Below are 18,025 nucleotides of genomic sequence, written 5' to 3'. Positions count from 1 at the left end.
GAATCATAAGCGCGGCCGCTTCGTTGGGCAATACTTCACCGTTCCTTCAGGCTTGGCCAGCTAGTTTGGTCAGAAATTTGTGAGTGCGCCCGAAACCACTAAATTTGTTCATCCCTCAGCCCATCAACGTTTCATCCCCTTCTGAATTTTTATGAAAAAGTCCCTGCTCCTCGCCCTGAGCCTGACCGCCGCCGCTTACACCGCGCAGGCCCAGGCTCCGGCCGCTAAAGCCGCCACCACGGCTGGCCCCGCCATCACGTTTGAAGAAGTGAAGTACGACTTCGGCTCGGTAGTGCAGGGCGGTACCGTTGACCATACGTTCAAGTTTAAGAACACCGGCACGGCCCCCCTCATCATCTCCAACATTGGCGTGAGCTGCGGCTGCACCACCCCGGAGTGGACCAAAGCCCCGGTGGCTCCCGGCAAAACCGGTACCATCGCCGCTCACTTCAACTCGGCTGGCAAAATGGGCATGCAGAACAAAGTGCTGACTATTGAGTCGAACGCCACCGCCGGCAGCACCACCGTTTCGCTGGTTGGCGAAGTGAAAGAGGCCACCACGGCCGCTGCCAGCGCCACTCCTGCCACCACCGAATCGACTATGACTGCTCCCGCTGTCAAAGACAACGGCAAGAAAGTGAAAGAGAAAGTAGGCGACACCAAGCTGAAAGCTAAAGTGAAATAAGGTTTCACCAAAGCCGAAACCCACGTAAAAAGGCCGCCTGCGCAAGCAGGCGGCCTTTTTTGCGCCCTGAATAAATTGCTTACAGCTCGCGCACGGCCAATATCAGGCTAACCCAGCCGGCCAGAAACAGTAGCCCGCCGATGGGCGCCACGGCTCCTAGCTTGGTCACGCCCGTGAAGCACAAAGCATAAAGCGAGCCGCTGAACACGACGATGCCGCCCAACCAGAGCACGCCCGTAGTGCCTAGGCTCCGTAGCTCGGGGCGGGAGGCCCAGAGCACGCCCACAGCCAGGGCCGCCAGCGCATGGTAAAACTGGTAGCGCACGGCGGTTTCGAAGGTATCGGCGCGGCCGGCTTTCACCAGTATATCGTGCAGGGCGTGCGCTCCGAAGGCCCCGATGGCCACGCCCAGGCCGCCGAAAATCGCGGCCAGCTGAATCAAAAGTCGAGCTGTCATAAAGGAGAATAGGGGAGAATGAAAGCCCGAAGGTAGCCTGCCCGCCCGCAAGCCGGGGCATCAGATTTGTCGCTTGAGGCGCAGGGTAGTGGTATGGAGGTTGCCATCCGGCCGGCGCAGCACGAGCAGGAGCACGCGGCCGTCTTCGGAGTGCAGCATCCGGTCGAGCTGCGTGAGCGTGAAGGCCAGGGCTGGTAAAAAATTGATGCTGAGCAACTCCTCGCCGGGTTCGAGGCCGGCAGAGGCCGCTGGCGAGTCGGGCAAAACCCAGAGTACCAGAAACCGATGGTAATCTTCCCCGGTAGCAAGTAGGTCGAGCCCGGACATGTCGTGCTCAAACGGCTCGCGAAATTTGGTGTTGGGGCGGAGTAGCAGTCGGCGGTGGGTGTAGTCGATGACTAAGGAAAACCGTTTCAGCAGCTCGTAGCCAATGTTGCCATTGCGGGGCACATCGATGCGCCGGTGTACGTCGGCAGCATCGGGGAAGGAGGTGAGGACCGAGTGTAGGGTGTAGCGCCCCAGGTGCAGGGTAGGCACCCGCCCCAGAAATCCCCGTACCGTGCCCGTTAGCCCCCGGCCCAGGTCGGTGGGCAGGCGGCGGGCAGGGGCCGTCATGCGCGGGTCGGAGTCCAGCTCCAGAGACAAGGCATGGCTGGCTCCGGTGTCGAGCACCAGCTTAAGCGGCATGGTGAGCGAATCGTTGAGCTGCACGGGCGCGGTGAGGTAGGCCTTGTTATTTTCCAGCGACAGCGGCAGGCTCGACCAGCGCTTGCCCCGGGGCGGGCGGTAGGTAGCCGGGTCGGTGAGTAAAAGGGAAGATGTTTCTGAATGAACGGCCACCACGAAGCTGCGAAACAGCTCGGAGCCTAGAATGCCGCTAATGGGCAGGCCCACGTAGCCCGAGAGATTGAGTACGTCTTCCGACATCACCAGCCAGTTCATGTGGGGGGCCACTGCGCCGGGCAATTCCACGCGTACGCTGTCGGTTTGGTAGGCGAGCAGGCCGGTATCGGTGCCGCCCATGCCGACAACCCGAAAGTATTCCTTTCTGTGCAGGCGCAACGAGTCGGCCAGCTGCGGGGAAGTGATGATGGACATACCCACGCCCGAGTCGAGCAGAAAATTGAAGGGTCCGGCCCCGTTAAGCCGCAGCTTCACCACCAACAGGTTGCGTTGCACCTGGAAGTTCAGCGAGGTCTGGTGGTCTTTGGCGCGGGTGAAGACGAAAGGACCAGGTGGCAGCGCCGACTGGGCACAAACGGGCGAATTCAGCCCCCCGAAAAGGGCCCAGGCAACCAGCAAAAACACTATGTGCGGGCTACGCATAATCGGGACAACTCAAGCAGGCCGGCAAATAAAGCGAAAAGACACGCTATTATTTACATGGGGTGCAAACGGCCACTGGAGCTGGGGTTGCACCCACTCGTTTGCACCTACCCGGGAGCTTCCCAGGTCCCCTCGGGAGCGTAGCGCAAGGTTCCGCCGCTGAGGTGCAGCGGCGCAGCTAAGTTGTTGTGGTAGAGCCGGCCCGTGCCCAGCCCTTGGGCAAACCCGTGCACGTCGTACTCACCCGTGAGCTGGGCCACGGCGTTCAAACCGACGTTCGATTCCAGGGCCGAAGTAATCCACCAACCGATGCCGCGCGCCTCGGCCAGCGCAATCCAGTGGCGCGTGGCGGCGTGGCCACCCAGTAGTGTGGGCTTGAGCACGACATAGGCAGGCCGAACCGTATCGAGCAGTGCCGACTGCTGCGCGGGTTCGGCTATGCCAATCAGCTCCTCATCGAGGGCAATGGGGATGGGGGAAGTGCGGCACAGCTCGGCCAGGGCGGCCGGTTGCCCCGCCGCAATAGGCTGCTCGATGGAGTGGATGTGGAACGCCGCCAACTGCGTCAGCTTGGCCAGCGCCTCGGCCGGTGCGAAAGCCCCGTTGGCATCCACGCGCAGCGTAAGCTGCTCGGGCGGCGCTACAGCCCTGATTTCAGCCAGCAGGCCCAACTCGGTGGCAAAATCCAATCCCCCGATTTTTAGTTTCAGGCAAGAATAGCCCGCCGCCAGCTTCTGCTGGATTTGTTCCCGCATGAAGGTTGCATCGCCCATCCATACCAAGCCGTTGATGGGCAGAGCTGCTTCGCCCCGGCTGAAAGCATTATCGTAAAGCTGGTGCCGGCCGCCGCGGCCCAGGTCGAGCGCAGCGGTTTCGAGGGCGAAGGTGAGCGCCGGGTGCCCCGGACCCACAAACGCCGGAGCATCGGCCGCTGTAAAAGCAGTGAATGCACCGGCGTTGAAGCGTTGGCAAAGCTCAGCAATGGCGGTGGCAAAACCAGGGCCATAATCGGGACTGAGGCCGGCAAGTGGGGCGGCCTCGCCGAGGCCCTCCACGGCAGGGGAGGCGTCATCGGCCAGATGCAGGTACCAGGCCAGGTGCTCGGCCAGGGCTCCCCGCGAAGTGCGGGCCGAAAAATTGAAGCGCAGCGCACGCTGCGAGAAGCGGAGATGAAGCATGGCGCAAAGATGCGTGCCATGCTTCATCGGTGGGGCGTAGCGGCACTACTTTACCTGGAGGCTTTTGCCACGGCGGCTTACAAGGCCTCCCTTTCGGCCGGCATCGCGGGCCTCATCGGCCGAAAAACGGTGGCCCCGGCCACTGGCGTGCGAAGCTTTGCCGCCTTCGCTGGCGATGCGGCGCTGGGTTTCGGGGCTCATGGCGGCAAAGCCGCGACGACTCTTGGTGCCCACGCGGTTAGCAGGGCGGGTATTGCTTTTCAGTGCGGGTGCAGCTGTTAGCTCGGCGGTGGCGGCGGCAGTCTTCATATGATTAAGGGAAGAAGGTTTTGTGTGTTGCAATGGTAGCGTGGCAAACCAACATTACCTACCACTCTTACCCATAATGGTTACTTTTATCGCTGAAACAGGGCTTAAATACCGCTTTCTACCGAGGATACCCTACGTATTTCTACCCGGGCCTACGTGTTTAATTCGGGTTGCTGGGCTATGTATTTTTGACCTCTCACACAACCTCCGAACTGCTAATACGGTTAGTGATGCAGGCCCGGCTATTTCCACGGCTACTTTGTTATGACCCACGCTCACGTTTCACCCGCCGCCCCCCGCGTGGCCCCGGCCTGGCTGGCCCGCTTCCGTGCCGTGCGCGCCCAAAGTCAGGCCTTGTGCGCGCCGCTGCTGCCCGAAGATACTGTGGTGCAGCCCATGCTCGACGTGAGCCCGCCCAAGTGGCACTTGGCCCACACTACCTGGTTTTGGGAAACCTTTTTGCTGAAGGAGTACGCGCCTGCTTACCAGCTGTTTCATCCGGACTACGCCTACCTGTTCAATTCCTACTATAACTCGCTGGGCTCGCGTGTGAACCGCGCCGACCGCGGCACGCTCTCACGCCCGGCCCTGGCCGACGTGCTGGCCTACCGCGCCCACGTCGATGCCGCGTTTGGCCAGCTGCTCACCGAGCGGCGCGACCTGCCGCCGGTCTTCTTCGAGTTGTTGGAACTGGGCCTTCAGCACGAGCAGCAGCACCAGGAGCTGCTGGCCACCGACATTAAATACATCCTGAGCACCAGCCCGCTGGCCCCGGCCTACCTCGGAGAAGAGTTACCGCGAAGAGCGAAGAGCGAAGAGTCAGGAGTTGATGCAAACTCACCAGCTCCTGACTCTTCGCTCTTCGCTCTTAACTCGAAAGCAGCGGCGTGGCTGCCCGTGCCCGGCGGCGTGCACCGAATAGGCTTTCAGGAAATCGGCTTTTGCTTTGATAATGAGTTGGCGGCGCACGATGTGCTGCTAGCTCCATTTGAGCTGCGAAACTGCTTGATAACCAACGCCGAATACCAGGCGTTCATCGAGGCTGGCGGCTACCGCGATTTCCGCTACTGGATGGGCGAGGGCTGGGACCTGGCCCAGGCCCAGGGCTGGGAAGCGCCGCTCTACTGGGTGCGGCACGCCGATGGCTGGCACCGCTTCACGCACCACGGCCTGCAAGCGGTGGTGGCCGAAGCACCAGTCACGCACATCAGCTTTTACGAGGCCGACGCCTACGCCAACTGGGCCGGCGCTCGCCTGCCCACCGAGGCCGAATGGGAGGCCGCTGCCCGCCACTTTGGGGCCACTACCAGCGCCGGCACCTGGCTCGAAAGCAACCTTTTCGACCCGCAGCCCCTGCCCGCCGATGCCGACCCTGCCCAGTGCCACCAGCTGCTGGGCGACTGCTGGGAGTGGACCTATTCGGCCTACCACGCCTACCCCGGCTACACCCGCGCCGCCGGCGCGCTGGGCGAATACAACGGCAAGTTCATGGTAAACCAGCTGGTGCTGCGCGGCGGCTCCTGTGCCACGCCCGAAAACCACATTCGCGTCAGCTACCGCAATTTTTTCCACGCCGACAAGCGCTGGCAGTTCACGGGCATTCGCCTGGCGCGCTAGGTGGTACTTTGTTTTTTGTTTCTTTAGCTTCCCCTATGCCCATTTCTTCTATCCTGAGCCCCACCGCAACAGAACTGGCGCGGCACGTGGCCACGGGCCTGCACCGCACGCCCAAAGCCTTGTCGTCGATGTATTTCTACGACGACGCGGGCAGCCGCTTGTTTCAGCAAATCATGGATTTGCCGGAGTATTACCCTACGCGGGCCGAGTTTGCTATTTTTCGGGAGCACGGCGCGGCCATCGCGGCGGCCCTGAGCCCGGCGGGGGGCGGCGACTTCGCGCTAGTGGAATTGGGGGCCGGCGACGGGGCCAAAACCAAGCTGCTGCTGCGCGAGCTGCTGGCGGCCGGTACGCCGTTTACCTACGCCCCGGTCGATATTTCGGCGGGAGCCATGACGGGGCTGGTGGCCGCCCTAAAGCAAGAGCTGCCGGCGCTGAACGTGGCCCCCGTGGTGGAGGATTACGCCACGGCCCTCACCCAGCTGCGCACCTGGCCGGGCAGCAAGGCGGTGCTGTTTCTGGGCTCGAACATCGGCAACTTCGGCCCGGCCGAGCGGCTGGATTTTCTGCGCCAACTCGCTGCGCCCCTGGCCCCGGCCGACCGCCTGCTCATTGGCTTCGATTTGCAGAAGGACCCGCGCCGCATCCGGGCGGCGTACGACGATGCCCAAGGCGTGACGGCGGCCTTCAACCTCAACCTGCTCACCCGCCTCAACCGCGAGCTGGGGGCTGATTTCGACCTCGCCCACTGGCAGCACTATACCGACTATAACCCCCTGAACGGGGCCGTGCGCTCCTTTTTGGTGAGCACCCGCGCCCAGAAAGTGCGCGTGGCCGCTCTCGACGAAACCTTCGATTTCGCGGCCTGGGAAGTAATTCACACTGAAAACTCCTACAAATTCACCCTGCCCCAGATTGAGGCCCTGGCCGCTGAAGCCGGCCTGCGGGTAGTGGAATATTTCACCGACGCTGCCACCGATTTTGCCGATGTGGTGCTGGCCGCTCAGTAGCGCGAACGGCCCATTGGCGTCCCGCCGGTTCGCACTACGTTATAAAATTACCCCGATGCTTACCCTCGCCTCCGGCTACGGAAATTTTGCCGTGCCCGCCGTCGCCCTTGCCGCCGCCGATGAAGCCCTGCGCCCCGCCCGGCAGCACGGTCAGCCACTGCCCGTGAGCCCCGTGGCTGGCCTGCCCGAGCTGCGCGAAGCCCTGGCCCAACGCTACCGCCAGCGCGGTGCCACCCACGTCACGGCCGAACAAGTGGTGGTGACGGCCGGAACCAAAGCCGGCCTGTTTGCCCTGCTCAGCGAAATGCTGCGGCCCGGCGATGATGTGCTGCTGCCCACGCCCAACTGGTTCGGCTTCTACGACTTGGTGCGCCGGGCCGGTGGCATACTGCGCACGCTGCCCCTCAGTGCCGCCGATAATTATGCCCTTACGCCCGCAATGCTGCGGGCGGCCCTCACGCCGGCCACGCGGTTACTCATTATCAGCAACCCCAACAACCCCACCGGCCGCGTGTATTCGCGGGCTGAGTGGACGGCGATATTGGCCGTAACGGCCGAATTCCCGGACCTCTGGGTCGTTAGCGATGAGATTTACGAGGGCATCAGTTTCGGGTCGGAGCCGGTGTCCACGCTGCTGGCGCTGCCCGGCTTGCACGAGCGGCATGTAGTGGTGAGTGGCTTCTCGAAGTCGCTGGCGCTGGCGGGTTGGGGTGTGGGCTGCCTGGTGGCCCCGCCCGAGCTGGCACGGGCCGTGGCGGCGCACATATTTAGCACCGGCTTGGCGGTGCCGGTACCGGCCCAAATGGCCGCACTAGCCGCCACGCAGCATGCCGAGGCCATTGGCGCGGCGCTGTGTGCGCAATTGCGGCCTACCCGGCAGCTGCTGCTCGATGGGCTGGCGGCCCTGCCCGGCGCGCCCGCCGTGGCCGCACCTGAAGGCACTTACTACGTTTTTGCGGATTTCACGCGTTTCCTCGCATCTGGTTTGCCGGCGCTGGAAGCCTCCGCCACGCTGGTGCGGCAGCTGGCCGAAGCCGGCGTGGAAGTGGTGGACGGGGCTACCTGCGGCGCACCGGGTTTCCTACGCCTGTCCTACGCCGTAGCGGAGGCCGATTTGCGGCAGGCGCTGGCCATCATCGGAAGCGTGGTGGGGGTGTAGAGACTCATCCTTGCATCTCTACACCGGTCCTGCAACTTCGATTGGGCCGCCCTGCGAGCGGGCGGCCCGTACCTTTGCCGGGCTTTTTTAGGGAATTATGCTGCGTAATATTCGTCCTCATTTGCGGCCCACGCTGTTGCTGGCTTACCCGGTAGTGCTGTCGCAGCTGGGGCACATTCTGGTGAGTTTTGTCGATTCGGTGCTGGTGGGGCGCACGGGTACCGTGCCGCTGGCCGCCGTGAGCCTGGGCGTGAACAGCACCAACGTCATCATGATTCTGGGTATTGGTCTGAGCATGGGCAGCGTGCCGCTGGTGGCCGCCGCTGACGGCCGCCGCGACCTACCCGACCTGGCCCGCCTCCTGGTATCGTCCGTTTGGCTGAGCGTGCTGGCCGGGCTGGCCCTGGCCGGGCTGGGCCAGCTGGTGCCGCCGCTCATGCACTACCTCGGCCAGGCCCCGGCCGTGGAGGCACTGGCTGCACCCTGGGTACGGGTCATCAGCTGGTCGTTTTTGCCGTTGATGATTTTTCAGGGCTTCCGCGAGTTTGCCGAAGGGCTGGGGCTCACCCGGCAGGCCATGTGGCTCTCGGTATTAGCCAATGTGGTGAACGCCGCCCTGTGCTACGCGCTGGTGTTCGGCCACTGGGGGGCGCCCCAAATGGGCCTGATGGGTTCGGCCTGGGCCACGCTTATTGCCCGCACGCTCATGGCCGGGCTTATGGCCGCGTATGTTCTGCTGGCCCAGCGCCTGCACCAGTACCGCGCCGCCGTGCACCGCTGGCTGCCCGATTGGGCCACGCTGGCTCGGCTGTTCAATATCGGCGCGCCCATCGGCGTGCAGATGGCGTTTGAAGTAGGAGCCTTTGCCACGGCCGCCATCATGATTGGCTGGCTGGGCGCGGTGCCGCTGGCCGCGCATCAGGTGGCCATCAACCTGGCTTCGATAACCTACATGGCGGCGAGCGGCATTGCGGCGGCGGCCACCATCCGGGTGGGCAAGCTGATGGGTGGCGGCGACATGGCGGCGGCCCGGCAGGCTGGTTTCGCGGCCTACGTGCTGGGCTTTGGGTTTATGGCCACGATGGGAGCGCTGTTTATTGTGCTGCGGCACCAGGCCCCGCTGCTCTACAGCCACGATGCGGCCGTGGTAGCGCAGGCCGGCACGCTGCTGCTCATCGCGGCCTTGTTTCAGGTTTCCGATGGCTTGCAGGTGATGGGGCTGGGCGCATTGCGCGGGCTGGAGGATGTGAAAGTGCCGTCGGTGGTGGCCTTGCTGGCGTATTGGGCGGTGGCGCTGCCGCTGGGCTATTTCCTGGGGTTCCGGCTGCATTTTGGGGCGCCGGGCGTGTGGACGGGGCTGCTGCTGGGGCTTACCATCGTGGCGGGCGTGCTCATTGTGCGCTTCCGGCGCGAAACCGCGCCGGGCTTCGTGCCCGAGCCGGTAGCCGTGCCGTAGCGCACACTTTGTAGTTCGCGTCCCCAACAACAATCGTTGCATTGGCGCGGGGACGCGAACTACAAAGTGTACGCTACGGTTCGCGCTATGGCCGTCGGCAATTCGCGCCGGCTGCGTGCATATTCTTATTTTGCCTCATGCTTTCTCTTTTGACTTCGCTTCTGACGGCTGCGGCGCTGCTGCAAGGCCCGGCCGTGAAACCTCAATCTGTGGCCCCCCCCGTTGCCAAGCCCGCGCCCGCACCGCCCATTCCGTGGTCGGCTACGCGGCGGCTCACGATGGCCGACTTTCAGGGCCACCCCGGGCCGTCGGACCGGCTGGCGGCCCTCACTTCGGCCGATATTAAGTCCAATGCGGCCTGCCGCGACTTTGTGTTCAGCGCTACCGTGACGGCCTCGTTCGACCCCAATACCTCGTGGTTTCAAAACCCCAAACTGGCCTCCGAAGCCCTGTTGCGCCACGAACAATTGCACTTCGACATCACCGAAGCCTATGCCCGCCTCATGCGCCAGAAGCTGGCCGCTTTCGCCGCCAAGGCCGATTGCAACAAGCTTCAGCCGGCTTTCAACAACGTGACCAAAGCCGTGTACGCGGCCTGGGACAATGAGCAGAACCGCTACGACCAGGAAACCGGCCACGGCCTGAACGCCGTCCGCCAGGCCGCCTGGGAAAAGCAGACGCAGCTAAAGCTGGAGCAACTCAAGGCATTTGCGGTGCAGTAAGGAGCTTTGTTGAAGTTTGTTTCAGCAAAAGAACGGTCATGCTGAGCGCAGTCGAAGCATCTCTACCGTGTAACTAATCCAATCGAAAGGAATAGTATTGCGGTAGAGATGCTATGATTGCGCTCAGCATGACCTTTTTTGTTCCCTGATTTATCCTCTGTACCCCATGACTTCCCCATCCATCCCCGCTACCATCACCTGGGCCGATTTCGAGCGCGTCGACGTGCGTGTGGGCACCATCCGGGAGGCGCGGGCTTTCCCGGAAGCGCGCCGGCCGGCGTACCAATTGCTGATTGACTTCGGGCCGGAAATCGGCCTCAAAAAGTCCAGCGCTCAAATTACGCACCACTACACCTTGGAGGAATTGGTAGACCGGCAGGTGCTGGCCGTGGTTAATTTCCCGCCCAAGCAGATTGGGAAGTTCCGCTCTGAGGTGCTGGTAACCGGCTTTGCTGATGCCGACGGGCACATTGTGCTGGCCGCCGTGGCGGGTGCGGTGCCCAACGGGCAGCGGCTGGTTTAGTTGGTTTTGGCCGGGGCCGGTCCCCACTGGTCGGCGCGCGGTTGGTTAGCGGTGGCGGGGTTCAGCCGGGCTTCCCGCTGGTTGAGCGTGTCGATAACGCCGGCGTAGATTTCGTTCAAATCCTTGTTGTGGATGCCGTAGTAGCGGTAGCTGCGCTGAAAAGAGGAGTCGGTGACTTCGTGCTTCCAGAACAGGTTTTTCTGCTGGGTCAGGAACAGCGCCCGGGCCGAATCGGGCGAGAGGCGGCTGCTTTCCACCTGCGCTTCGAGCTGGTGCAGGTCGGCCAGCATCTGGGCCATTTTCTCCCGGGGCACCAGGTCGAGCGGTTTGGGGGCTTCTTCGGGAACATCGCAGGCGGGCAAGGCCAGCAGGAGGGGGGCCAGCACCAGGCCCAGGCAGCAGCGACGAAATGATTTCACGCCGCAAAGTTAGCCCCGCGCCGTAGCTTCGTCGCCATGAACCCCTCCGTGCCCTCGGCCCTCACCGACCTGGTGCGCCGCCTGCGCCACCTCGAAATCCGCATTCGCAAGGCGGTGGAGGCCCAGCTACAGGGCGATTTCCACTCCGTATTCAAGGGCACGGGCCTCGAATTCGACGACGTGCGCCTCTACCAGTACGGCGACGAGGTGCGCGCCATCGACTGGAACGTATCGAGCAAGGGCCACGGCACCTTCGTGAAAACCTACAAGGAGGAAAAGGAGCAGCAGGTGCTGGTGCTGCTGGACGTGAGCGGCTCGCTGGACGTGGGCGACGGCCAGCGCCGCAAGCTCGACGTGGCCCGCGACATTGCGGGGCTGCTGGCGCTCTCGGCCGCCCGGCAGGGCTCGGCGCTGGGCCTGTTCGCGTTTTCCGACCAGAAGGAGCTGTATTTGCCGCCCGGCAAGGGGCCGCGGGCGGCCTATGCGCTCATCAACCGGCTGTTTGGGCTGGTGCCGGTTTCGGCCCGTACGGGGGTGGGGGCGGGCATCCGACAGGCGCTGGGGCTGCTCAAGCGCCGCAGTCTGGTGGTGCTGGTGTCCGATTTTATTGATGGCAACTACGAGCGCGAGCTCACCATGCTGGCCCAGCGCCACGACCTGATTGTGGTGCAGCTCCAGGCCCCGCGCGAGCGCACGTTTCCGCCCTTGGGCATCGTGCCCCTGCGCGATGCCGAAACCGGCCAGGTGCGCTGGGTGAACACCTCCAGCCCCGATTTCCGCGCCCGCATGGAGGCCCAAGCCGAGCGCCAGGAGGCCGAGTTGGTGAATATTTGCCGCCGCCACCGCACCGGCTTCCTGGCCCTGAGCACGGAGGGCGATTTCGTGCCGCAGCTCGTGAACCTGTTTCGCCACCGCCGTCAATTGGGTCGAAATGGGTAAGCACATCGGGCATTTTGAGGGAGGACGGCGTGTGGTGCTCAGCCTGCTTGTCAGCTTGCTGCCGGGCATTACTGCCTTGGCCCAGACCCCGCCCCCCATCCCGCAGGGCCGCTTTCTGAAACAAACCGTGCTGGTGGGCGAGCCGCTCGACTACGAGCTGCGCTACGAGCACGCGCCCGATTTGGAGGTGGTGTTCCCCGATTCGCTGGCCAAGTTTGCGCCGTTCGAGTACGCGGGCAAGACCTTTTACCCCACCCGCACCCGGCGCGGCGTCAGCCTCGACCGCGCCGTGTACCACCTGCGCACCTTCCGGCTCGATTCGGTGCAAACGCTGGCCCTGCCCGTGGCCGTGCTGCAAGGCCCCGACACGCTGAACATTCTGCCGCTGCCCAGCCGCGTGCGTCTGCTGCGCACGGCAGCGCCGCTGCGTGGTGCCGCCGCGCTGCCCGCCCTGCGCCAAAACCTGGTGCTGGTGCCCATCGAGCCCATTTTTAACTACCCGTATTGGCTGGCCGGGGCGCTGGCCGTGCTGATGCTGCTGGCGGGCGGGGCGGCGCTGTTTCGGCGGGGGCTGGTGCGGCGCTACTCGGCCTACAAGCGGCGCAAAAACCACGGCTATTTCCTGGCGCAGTTCGCGCGGCACGTCGAGCGGTTCGAACTCTCGCGCTCGGCCACCAACGTGGAGCGGGCCGTGGTGCTTTGGAAAAACTACCTCGCCGGCCTCGAAAACAGCGGCCTGAACTCCTTCACCACCCGCGAAATCGTGGCCTATTTTGAGAATGATTCCGACGTGCGCAAAGCCCTAAACGTCACCGATAAGGTGATTTACGGCAACGTGCAAACCGAGGAAGCCGCCGAAGTAGACCGTGCCTTCCAGCGCCTGCGGGGCTTTGCCGAGCGGCGGTATGCGTCCGTCACGGAGTAGCGCGGACTTTTAGTCCGCGCGTCCAAATGACTTTCAATTCCGGGCGCGGACTAAAAGTCCGCGCTACTTTCGCCCCCGCTTGAACGACTTTTTCAACCTTCTGCGCTACACTACGCTGGCCGGCTACCAGTGGCAGCAGCCGCGGTTGCTGCTGCTCATCGCGGCCGTGCCGCTGCTGTTTGTATTGCGCTGGGTGCTGGCGCGGCGGCGGGCGCAGGTGGCGGTGGCCTTCGCGCCCGGCCCCGTGCGGCGCGACTGGTCGGCTGTGCTGCGCTTCCTGCCCGATGTGGTGCTGGGCCTCGCCCTCAGCTTTGCCATTGTGGCCCTGGCCCGCCCCCAGCGCACCGACGAGCGCGTGGAGCAGTCCGGCCGGGGCATCGACCTGGTGCTGGCCCTCGACGTGTCGGGCTCAATGGAAATCCAGGACCTGCGCCCCAGCCGCCTCGAAGCCGCCAAGCGCATTGCCACCGAGTTCCTGAGCTCCCGCGCCGGCGACCGCCTCGCCCTGGTGGCCTTCGCCGGCGAAGCCTACTCGCTGGCCCCCCTCACCACCGACTACGACCTGCTACGCGAAGACCTCGCCAGCCTGCGCGTGGGCATGATTAAGGAAGACGGCACGGCCATTGGCACGGCCCTGGGCGTGGCCACCAACCGCCTGCGCGAGTCCACGGCCAAGTCGCGGGTCTGCATCCTGCTCTCCGATGGCGAGAACAATGCCGGCAGCCTCGACCCGCTGCTGGCCGCGCAGCTGGCCCACGCCTTCGGCATCCGCATCTACACCATCGGGCTGGGCAAGGATGGCTTCGTGCCCTACGGCCAGGATTCGCTCGGCCGCACCCGCTACGTGAGTACCCGCCTCGACGAAACCACCATGCGTCAGCTCGCCGCTGCCGCCGATGGCCGCTTCTTCCGCGCCACCGATACGGGCGCGTTGCGCGAAGTCTTTGCCCAAATCAACCGACTCGAAAAATCCGAAATCAAGCAGCTCCGCTTTCGCAACACCAAGGATTTCTACCGGCCCTATCTGTGGCTCAGCATTGGGCTGTGGCTGCTGTGGCTGCTGCTGAAAAATACGTTTCTGAGCAACCCGCTGGAAGATTAGCGGGGTGAGGATTGAAAGGACGTCATGCAGAGCGCAGCGAAGCATCGTTACCTCAATAGTAGAATCAATCAGTTGCGCGGTAAAGATGCTTCGCTGCGCGCTGCATGACGGGCTACCGTCGTTCAATTATCCAAATGAAAATGTCCATCGCCGATAACATCCACCGCATCAACGCCGAGTTGGCTGGCACAGCCGCGCGCCTGTGCGTCGTCACCAAAACCCACCCCGTCGAGCTACTACAGGAGGCGTATGCGGCTGGGGCACGGTGCTTCGGCGAAAACCGGCCCCAGGAAATGGCCGCCAAGCACCCGCAGTTGCCGTCCGATGTGGAGTGGCACCTCATCGGCCAGCTCCAGACCAACAAGGTGAAGCTGCTGGCCCCCTTCGTGCACACCATCCAGAGCATCGACAGCCTGAAGTTGCTGCGCGAAATAAACAAGCACGCCGCCGCGAATAACCGCGTCATCAATGGCCTGCTGCAATTTCACATCGCGCAGGAAGAAACCAAATCGGGCCTCTCGCTGGCCGAAGCCGAGGAAATCCTGACCTCGCCCGAGTTTCCGCAGCTCACCCACATCCGCCTTACCGGCGTGATGGGCGTGGCCACCTTCACCCACGACGAGGACCAGCTGCGGCAGGAATTCCAAACGCTGCACCGCTATTTTGACCACCTGAAAGCAACGTATTTCGCCGAGTCGCCGGCCTTCGTCGACATCTCGATGGGCATGAGCGGCGACTACCCGCTGGCCGTAGCCGAAGGCAGTACGCTGGTGCGGGTGGGCAGCGCCATATTCGGCAGCCGGGGGTAGGGGCGGCGTCTGCGTTGTCTTCTGTGGCGCCTTCTGCGCCCTCTGCGGTAAAAAAACGCCCGGGCTCCACAAGCGCGGCGCTATAAATTCTCCTATCTTCCCCCGTCCGCCGCAAATTTCCACCATGCCCGCCACCACCGCGTCTTCGTTGCCCCCGCCGGCCATTGTGGCCAACCAGCACATCTACGACGACTATTTCGAGGAGGAGTTTACCCGCACGGTGGACGAAAATATCCTGCAGCTCCTCGACCGTGTGTGGTTTCGCTCCGAGCTGGTGGGCTTCGAGAATTTCCCGCAGCGCAACAACCCCGACCGGCCCCTGATTTTCGCTAGCAACCACTCCGGCATGGCCTTCCCCTGGGATGCCATCGTGGCGCTGTCGCACCTGTTTCGCTACCTGCCCAGGCACGAGAATATGAGCGACCTGCCGCGCCCGCTCTCGGCCCCGCTGCTCTCGCAAACGGCCCTCATGAACCCCTACCTGGTCAAAGACTTCTGGAAAAAATGCGGCTGCGTGGATGCCACGACGCTGAATTTTGAAACCATGATGTACTACCAGGACCACAACCTGATGCTCTACCCCGAGGGCGTGCCCGGCATCGGCAAAGGGTTCAACCGCAAGTACCAGCTCCAGCGCCTGGCCACCAGCATGGTGCGCCTGGCCCTGCAGCACGGCACCGACATTGTGCCCTTCTACACCATCAACGCCGAATACCTCAACCCTTACGCCTACAGCTGGGACGGCATTAACAACCTGACCAAGAAAATCGGCATTCCGTTTCTGCCGCTCACGCTGCTGCTTTTGTTGGTTCTGATTCAGCCCTGGGCCTTTTACCTGGCCTTCCCGGCCAAGCTCATCTTCGTGATGGGCACCCGCATTCGCCCGTCTGACCTCACCACTAAAACCGTGGACGAGCTGAGCCGCGCCGAATACCTGGCCCTGAGCGAGCAAATCCGCCAGCAGATGCAGGGCGAAATGGATGCCGCCGTAGCCGCGCACGGCCAAAAGCCCTACCGCTGGGGAGAACTCTGGCAGCGCATCAAAGAAAACCGCCGCTTCTTCCCGTTTTTCCTGCCCTTTGCCTGGCCGGCCATGTTCACCGAATTCGAGCGCCTCTACGTGAAGGAAGGCCGCCGCAATTTCCGCATGCAGCTCGATAAGCCCGGCGCGTGGCTGAAAATGCTTTGGCGCAACCCCATAACCCTGGCCTATTTCATCCCGTTGTTAGGCTGGATTCCGCTGGCTATCAAAGGCTATAAAGGCAATAAGCTGGGGCAGCAGCAAAAGGCTTACCGCAGCAGCTAGCACTTACTGAAAATCGTTTGTCATCCTGAGCTTGCGAAGGACCTTGTCACAGTTGAACGAGTTATTCCAACGTGATAAGGTCCTTCGCAAGCTCAGAATGACAGACGTGCTCCCACACCCTCCATCCCAAATCCCACCCAGTGCCCTCCTTTCAACACCTGCTGCTCAAGCAGTTTCTCACTGCCGCAGCCGCGCCGCTGGCCCGCCGCAAGCCCAGCGTAGGGGCCATGCGCCTGGCCATGGAAGCCGGCGCGCTCTTCCAATTCATGCCCTGGAAGGTGAACCTGGAAAGCTTCAGGCTCGATAATCGCCTCGAAGCCGAGTGGCTGCGGCCCCGCGCCGCGCACCCCACGCGCGTGCTGCTCTACCTGCACGGCGGCGGCTACGTGCTGGGCTCCCTCAACACCCACCGCAGCCTGGTGGGCTGCCTGGCCCAGCGCACCGGCCTCAACGTGCTCACCGTCGATTACCGCAAGGCGCCCGACCACCCGTTCCCGGCCGCGCTCGATGATGCCCGCCGGGCCTACCGCTGGCTGCTGCGCCACGGCCACCAGCCGCACGACATTGTGGTGGGCGGCGATTCGGCCGGCGGCGGCCTTGCCTTCGCGCTGCTCCTGGCCCTGCGCGATGCTGGCGAAGCGCTGCCCGCCGCTGGCATCGGCCTTTCGCCCTGGACCGACCTGAACCTGCCCATCACCGCTCTGCGTCGCGTGGCCCGTGAAGAAGGCCTCCTGCTCGAAGCCCTGCAAATGCGCACCTGGGGGCCGCTCTACGCCCACAAAACTCCTCTCACGCATCCGCTGCTCTCGCCCGCGCAAGCCGATTTGCACGGCCTGCCGCCGCTGCTCATCCAGATTTCCACGGCCGAAGTGTTGTATCACGACGTGGTGAAATTCGCCCGCAAGGCCCGCGCTGCCGACGTGCCCGTTACCCTGCAACCGTTTGAGGGGCTGGTGCATTGGTGGCATCTGTTCTGGCGCGTAGTGCCCGAAGCCCGGCAGGCCCTCGACCAGGTTGCTGCTTTCCTGACGGACATGTGGGCGCAACCAAGTGCCGCCCCCGTGCGCCTGCCGCTGGCCGAACGACGCCTGCCCGTGCGCCGTCGCGCCGCATAAGCTGTTGCTGAATGCATTACGAAGAATAAAAGTGCGTATCGAATATTCAGGAAATCGAAAAAATAAATTCTCTTTTTGATGATTTTAAGCCACTTTTGGAGAAATCCGGCGTACACCGCTCAACTATGTTGGCGAGTGTTCGTAGGTTTGCATCGAATTTAGTCGGCTTGCATACTACTTTAGTATGGCAACGGGCTTTGCTACAGTAAGTTCCATTTTCCTTTCACCCCCAACCCGTTTCCTGCATCATGGAAGATTTGTTTAAAAAGTTCGTAAATGCTGGCGTCGGCTACATCGCCCAGGGCAGCAAGTCGGTTCAAAGCACCATCGACAAGCTGGTGAAGGACAATAAGATGACTCAGGCCGAGGGCAAGAAGATTGTGGATGAGCTGCTGAAAAGCGGCGAAACCAAGCGCGCCGAGCTCGAAAAGCAGTTCCAGGGCCTGGCCGACCGTGTGAAGAGCACCGTGGGCCTCGGCGACTCGAAACCTGCTAAAGGCAAGGCCGCCGCCAAAAAGCCCGCCGCCAAAGCTGCTGCCAAGCCCGCTGCCAAAGCTGCCAGCGTAGTAAGCGCCGCCAAAACCACGGCCAACCAAGCCGCCAGCCGCGCCGCCGGCGCCGTGAAAAACGTGGCCGACCGCGTGAGCGCTGCTGCCGAAACCGCCCAGAAATCTACAGCCGCTATGGCCGGTGCCGCCAAACCAGCTGCCAAAGCTGCCGCTAAGCCTACCGCAACCGCTTCTAAATCGGCTGCTAAAGCCCCAGCCGCGAAAGCAGCTGCTAAGCCAGCCGCCAAGCCCGCTACCAAACCCGCCGCAAAATCAGCAGCTAAGCCTGCTGCCTCTGCGGGTGCATCGGCCTCGGCGGGTGGCGAAGGCAACGCATAAGCGACACCGTATTAGTTAAGCAAAACCCCGTTTGCTCGTTGCAAACGGGGTTTTTTAGCGTAAAGCACCGGCCCTAAAAAC

The 18,025-nt window shown here is 63.1% G+C and carries 19 protein-coding genes; 14 read left to right on the top strand and 5 right to left on the bottom strand.

Annotation, left to right across the window (positions count from 1 at the left end; all coding sequences use genetic code 11):
• The first annotated feature begins 151 nt into the window (after nt 1-151).
• Nucleotides 152-685 (top strand): DUF1573 domain-containing protein, encoded by a 534-nt coding sequence (locus ACYU7Q_RS06320; RefSeq protein WP_460608582.1) that lies wholly within the window; start codon nt 152-154, stop codon nt 683-685.
• 79 nt (nt 686-764) lie between these two features.
• Here the strand turns inward: ACYU7Q_RS06320 and ACYU7Q_RS06315 are convergent, their stop codons facing one another.
• The 4 genes from ACYU7Q_RS06315 to ACYU7Q_RS06300 form a co-directional block, all read right to left on the bottom strand.
• On the bottom strand, nt 765-1,142 hold the full coding sequence (locus ACYU7Q_RS06315) for a DUF423 domain-containing protein (RefSeq protein WP_460608581.1): 378 nt from the start codon (nt 1,140-1,142) through the stop codon (nt 765-767).
• Nucleotides 1,143-1,202: 60 nt separating this feature from the next.
• A complete protein-coding gene (locus ACYU7Q_RS06310; RefSeq protein WP_460608580.1) occupies nt 1,203-2,468 on the bottom strand; it encodes an aspartyl protease family protein in 1,266 nt (421 codons plus the stop codon).
• Between the two features lie 107 nt (nt 2,469-2,575).
• Nucleotides 2,576-3,646, bottom strand: a complete 1,071-nt coding sequence (locus tag ACYU7Q_RS06305; RefSeq protein ID WP_460608579.1) for an o-succinylbenzoate synthase — start codon at nt 3,644-3,646, stop codon at nt 2,576-2,578.
• Between the two features lie 45 nt (nt 3,647-3,691).
• Entirely contained in the window at nt 3,692-3,955 is a 264-nt protein-coding gene (locus tag ACYU7Q_RS06300) for a KGG domain-containing protein (protein ID WP_460608578.1), read from the bottom strand.
• Nucleotides 3,956-4,219: 264 nt separating this feature from the next.
• Between ACYU7Q_RS06300 and egtB the strand changes: the two genes are divergently transcribed.
• The 6 genes from egtB (at nt 4,220) to ACYU7Q_RS06270 (ending at nt 10,442) form a co-directional block, all read left to right on the top strand.
• Nucleotides 4,220-5,572, top strand: a complete 1,353-nt coding sequence (egtB, locus tag ACYU7Q_RS06295; protein ID WP_460608577.1) for an ergothioneine biosynthesis protein EgtB — start codon at nt 4,220-4,222, stop codon at nt 5,570-5,572.
• A gap of 35 nt (nt 5,573-5,607) precedes the next feature.
• Nucleotides 5,608-6,582, top strand: coding sequence for an L-histidine N(alpha)-methyltransferase (egtD, locus tag ACYU7Q_RS06290; protein ID WP_460608576.1), 975 nt, complete (start codon nt 5,608-5,610; stop codon nt 6,580-6,582).
• Nucleotides 6,583-6,637: 55 nt separating this feature from the next.
• Nucleotides 6,638-7,741, top strand: a complete 1,104-nt coding sequence (locus tag ACYU7Q_RS06285) for a pyridoxal phosphate-dependent aminotransferase (protein ID WP_460608575.1) — start codon at nt 6,638-6,640, stop codon at nt 7,739-7,741.
• Between the two features lie 97 nt (nt 7,742-7,838).
• Nucleotides 7,839-9,197, top strand: a complete 1,359-nt coding sequence (locus ACYU7Q_RS06280) for an MATE family efflux transporter (protein ID WP_460608574.1) — start codon at nt 7,839-7,841, stop codon at nt 9,195-9,197.
• A 137-nt stretch (nt 9,198-9,334) separates the two neighbouring features.
• A complete protein-coding gene (locus ACYU7Q_RS06275) occupies nt 9,335-9,919 on the top strand; it encodes a DUF922 domain-containing protein (protein ID WP_460608573.1) in 585 nt (194 codons plus the stop codon).
• Between the two features lie 166 nt (nt 9,920-10,085).
• Nucleotides 10,086-10,442 carry a tRNA-binding protein gene (locus ACYU7Q_RS06270; protein ID WP_460608572.1) on the top strand — a complete coding sequence of 119 codons (357 nt, stop codon included), beginning with the start codon at nt 10,086-10,088 and terminating at the stop codon, nt 10,440-10,442.
• Here the strand turns inward: ACYU7Q_RS06270 and ACYU7Q_RS06265 are convergent.
• Nucleotides 10,439-10,861: a DUF4296 domain-containing protein gene (locus ACYU7Q_RS06265; protein WP_460608571.1), complete on the bottom strand. Its 423-nt coding sequence runs from the start codon at nt 10,859-10,861 to the stop codon at nt 10,439-10,441. The two genes, ACYU7Q_RS06270 and ACYU7Q_RS06265, sit on opposite strands and share 4 nt — an antisense overlap.
• Nucleotides 10,862-10,897: 36 nt before the next feature.
• Between ACYU7Q_RS06265 and ACYU7Q_RS06260 the strand changes: the two genes are divergently transcribed.
• The 7 genes from ACYU7Q_RS06260 to ACYU7Q_RS06230 all read left to right on the top strand — a co-directional run bounded on the left by ACYU7Q_RS06260 (nt 10,898) and on the right by ACYU7Q_RS06230 (nt 17,944).
• On the top strand, nt 10,898-11,800 hold the full coding sequence (locus ACYU7Q_RS06260) for a DUF58 domain-containing protein (protein ID WP_460608570.1): 903 nt from the start codon (nt 10,898-10,900) through the stop codon (nt 11,798-11,800).
• Nucleotides 11,793-12,725, top strand: a complete 933-nt coding sequence (locus tag ACYU7Q_RS06255) for a hypothetical protein (protein ID WP_460608569.1) — start codon at nt 11,793-11,795, stop codon at nt 12,723-12,725. Before ACYU7Q_RS06260 ends, ACYU7Q_RS06255 begins: the two co-directional genes overlap by 8 nt.
• A 79-nt stretch (nt 12,726-12,804) precedes the next feature.
• Nucleotides 12,805-13,827, top strand: coding sequence for a vWA domain-containing protein (locus ACYU7Q_RS06250; RefSeq protein WP_460608568.1), 1,023 nt, complete (start codon nt 12,805-12,807; stop codon nt 13,825-13,827).
• Nucleotides 13,828-13,967: 140 nt separating this feature from the next.
• The gene (locus ACYU7Q_RS06245; RefSeq protein WP_460608737.1) at nt 13,968-14,636 is read left to right on the top strand and encodes a YggS family pyridoxal phosphate-dependent enzyme; all 669 of its coding nucleotides are present in this window, start codon (nt 13,968-13,970) and stop codon (nt 14,634-14,636) included.
• A gap of 124 nt (nt 14,637-14,760) precedes the next feature.
• On the top strand, nt 14,761-15,942 hold the full coding sequence (locus ACYU7Q_RS06240; RefSeq protein ID WP_460608567.1) for a lysophospholipid acyltransferase family protein: 1,182 nt from the start codon (nt 14,761-14,763) through the stop codon (nt 15,940-15,942).
• Between the two features lie 140 nt (nt 15,943-16,082).
• On the top strand, nt 16,083-17,057 hold the full coding sequence (locus tag ACYU7Q_RS06235) for an alpha/beta hydrolase (RefSeq protein WP_460608566.1): 975 nt from the start codon (nt 16,083-16,085) through the stop codon (nt 17,055-17,057).
• A gap of 248 nt (nt 17,058-17,305) precedes the next feature.
• A complete protein-coding gene (locus ACYU7Q_RS06230; RefSeq protein WP_460608565.1) occupies nt 17,306-17,944 on the top strand; it encodes a phasin family protein in 639 nt (212 codons plus the stop codon).
• The last annotated feature ends 81 nt before the right edge of the window (nt 17,945-18,025 follow it).

The sequence above is a fragment of the Hymenobacter terrigena genome (genome assembly GCF_054776515.1).
Note: the sequence above shows the minus strand (reverse complement) of the source record. Positions and strands in the feature narration are given on the sequence as shown.

What these genes read in the sequence shown, in the direction of transcription:
- ACYU7Q_RS06275 (WP_460608573.1), top strand. Translation starts at nt 9,335, where the DNA reads ATGCTTTCTCTTTTGACTTCGCTTCTGACGGCTGCGGCGCTGCTGCAA.
- ACYU7Q_RS06245 (WP_460608737.1), top strand. Translation starts at nt 13,968, where the DNA reads ATGTCCATCGCCGATAACATCCACCGCATCAACGCCGAGTTGGCTGGC.
- ACYU7Q_RS06255 (WP_460608569.1), top strand. Translation starts at nt 11,793, where the DNA reads ATGGGTAAGCACATCGGGCATTTTGAGGGAGGACGGCGTGTGGTGCTC.
- ACYU7Q_RS06285 (WP_460608575.1), top strand. Translation starts at nt 6,638, where the DNA reads ATGCTTACCCTCGCCTCCGGCTACGGAAATTTTGCCGTGCCCGCCGTC.
- ACYU7Q_RS06260 (WP_460608570.1), top strand. Translation starts at nt 10,898, where the DNA reads ATGAACCCCTCCGTGCCCTCGGCCCTCACCGACCTGGTGCGCCGCCTG.
- egtB (WP_460608577.1), top strand. Translation starts at nt 4,220, where the DNA reads ATGACCCACGCTCACGTTTCACCCGCCGCCCCCCGCGTGGCCCCGGCC.
- ACYU7Q_RS06320 (WP_460608582.1), top strand. Translation starts at nt 152, where the DNA reads ATGAAAAAGTCCCTGCTCCTCGCCCTGAGCCTGACCGCCGCCGCTTAC.
- ACYU7Q_RS06270 (WP_460608572.1), top strand. Translation starts at nt 10,086, where the DNA reads ATGACTTCCCCATCCATCCCCGCTACCATCACCTGGGCCGATTTCGAG.
- egtD (WP_460608576.1), top strand. Translation starts at nt 5,608, where the DNA reads ATGCCCATTTCTTCTATCCTGAGCCCCACCGCAACAGAACTGGCGCGG.
- ACYU7Q_RS06315 (WP_460608581.1), bottom strand. Translation starts at nt 1,142, where the DNA reads ATGACAGCTCGACTTTTGATTCAGCTGGCCGCGATTTTCGGCGGCCTG.
- ACYU7Q_RS06230 (WP_460608565.1), top strand. Translation starts at nt 17,306, where the DNA reads ATGGAAGATTTGTTTAAAAAGTTCGTAAATGCTGGCGTCGGCTACATC.
- ACYU7Q_RS06280 (WP_460608574.1), top strand. Translation starts at nt 7,839, where the DNA reads ATGCTGCGTAATATTCGTCCTCATTTGCGGCCCACGCTGTTGCTGGCT.
- ACYU7Q_RS06240 (WP_460608567.1), top strand. Translation starts at nt 14,761, where the DNA reads ATGCCCGCCACCACCGCGTCTTCGTTGCCCCCGCCGGCCATTGTGGCC.
- ACYU7Q_RS06300 (WP_460608578.1), bottom strand. Translation starts at nt 3,955, where the DNA reads ATGAAGACTGCCGCCGCCACCGCCGAGCTAACAGCTGCACCCGCACTG.
- ACYU7Q_RS06310 (WP_460608580.1), bottom strand. Translation starts at nt 2,468, where the DNA reads ATGCGTAGCCCGCACATAGTGTTTTTGCTGGTTGCCTGGGCCCTTTTC.
- ACYU7Q_RS06305 (WP_460608579.1), bottom strand. Translation starts at nt 3,646, where the DNA reads ATGCTTCATCTCCGCTTCTCGCAGCGTGCGCTGCGCTTCAATTTTTCG.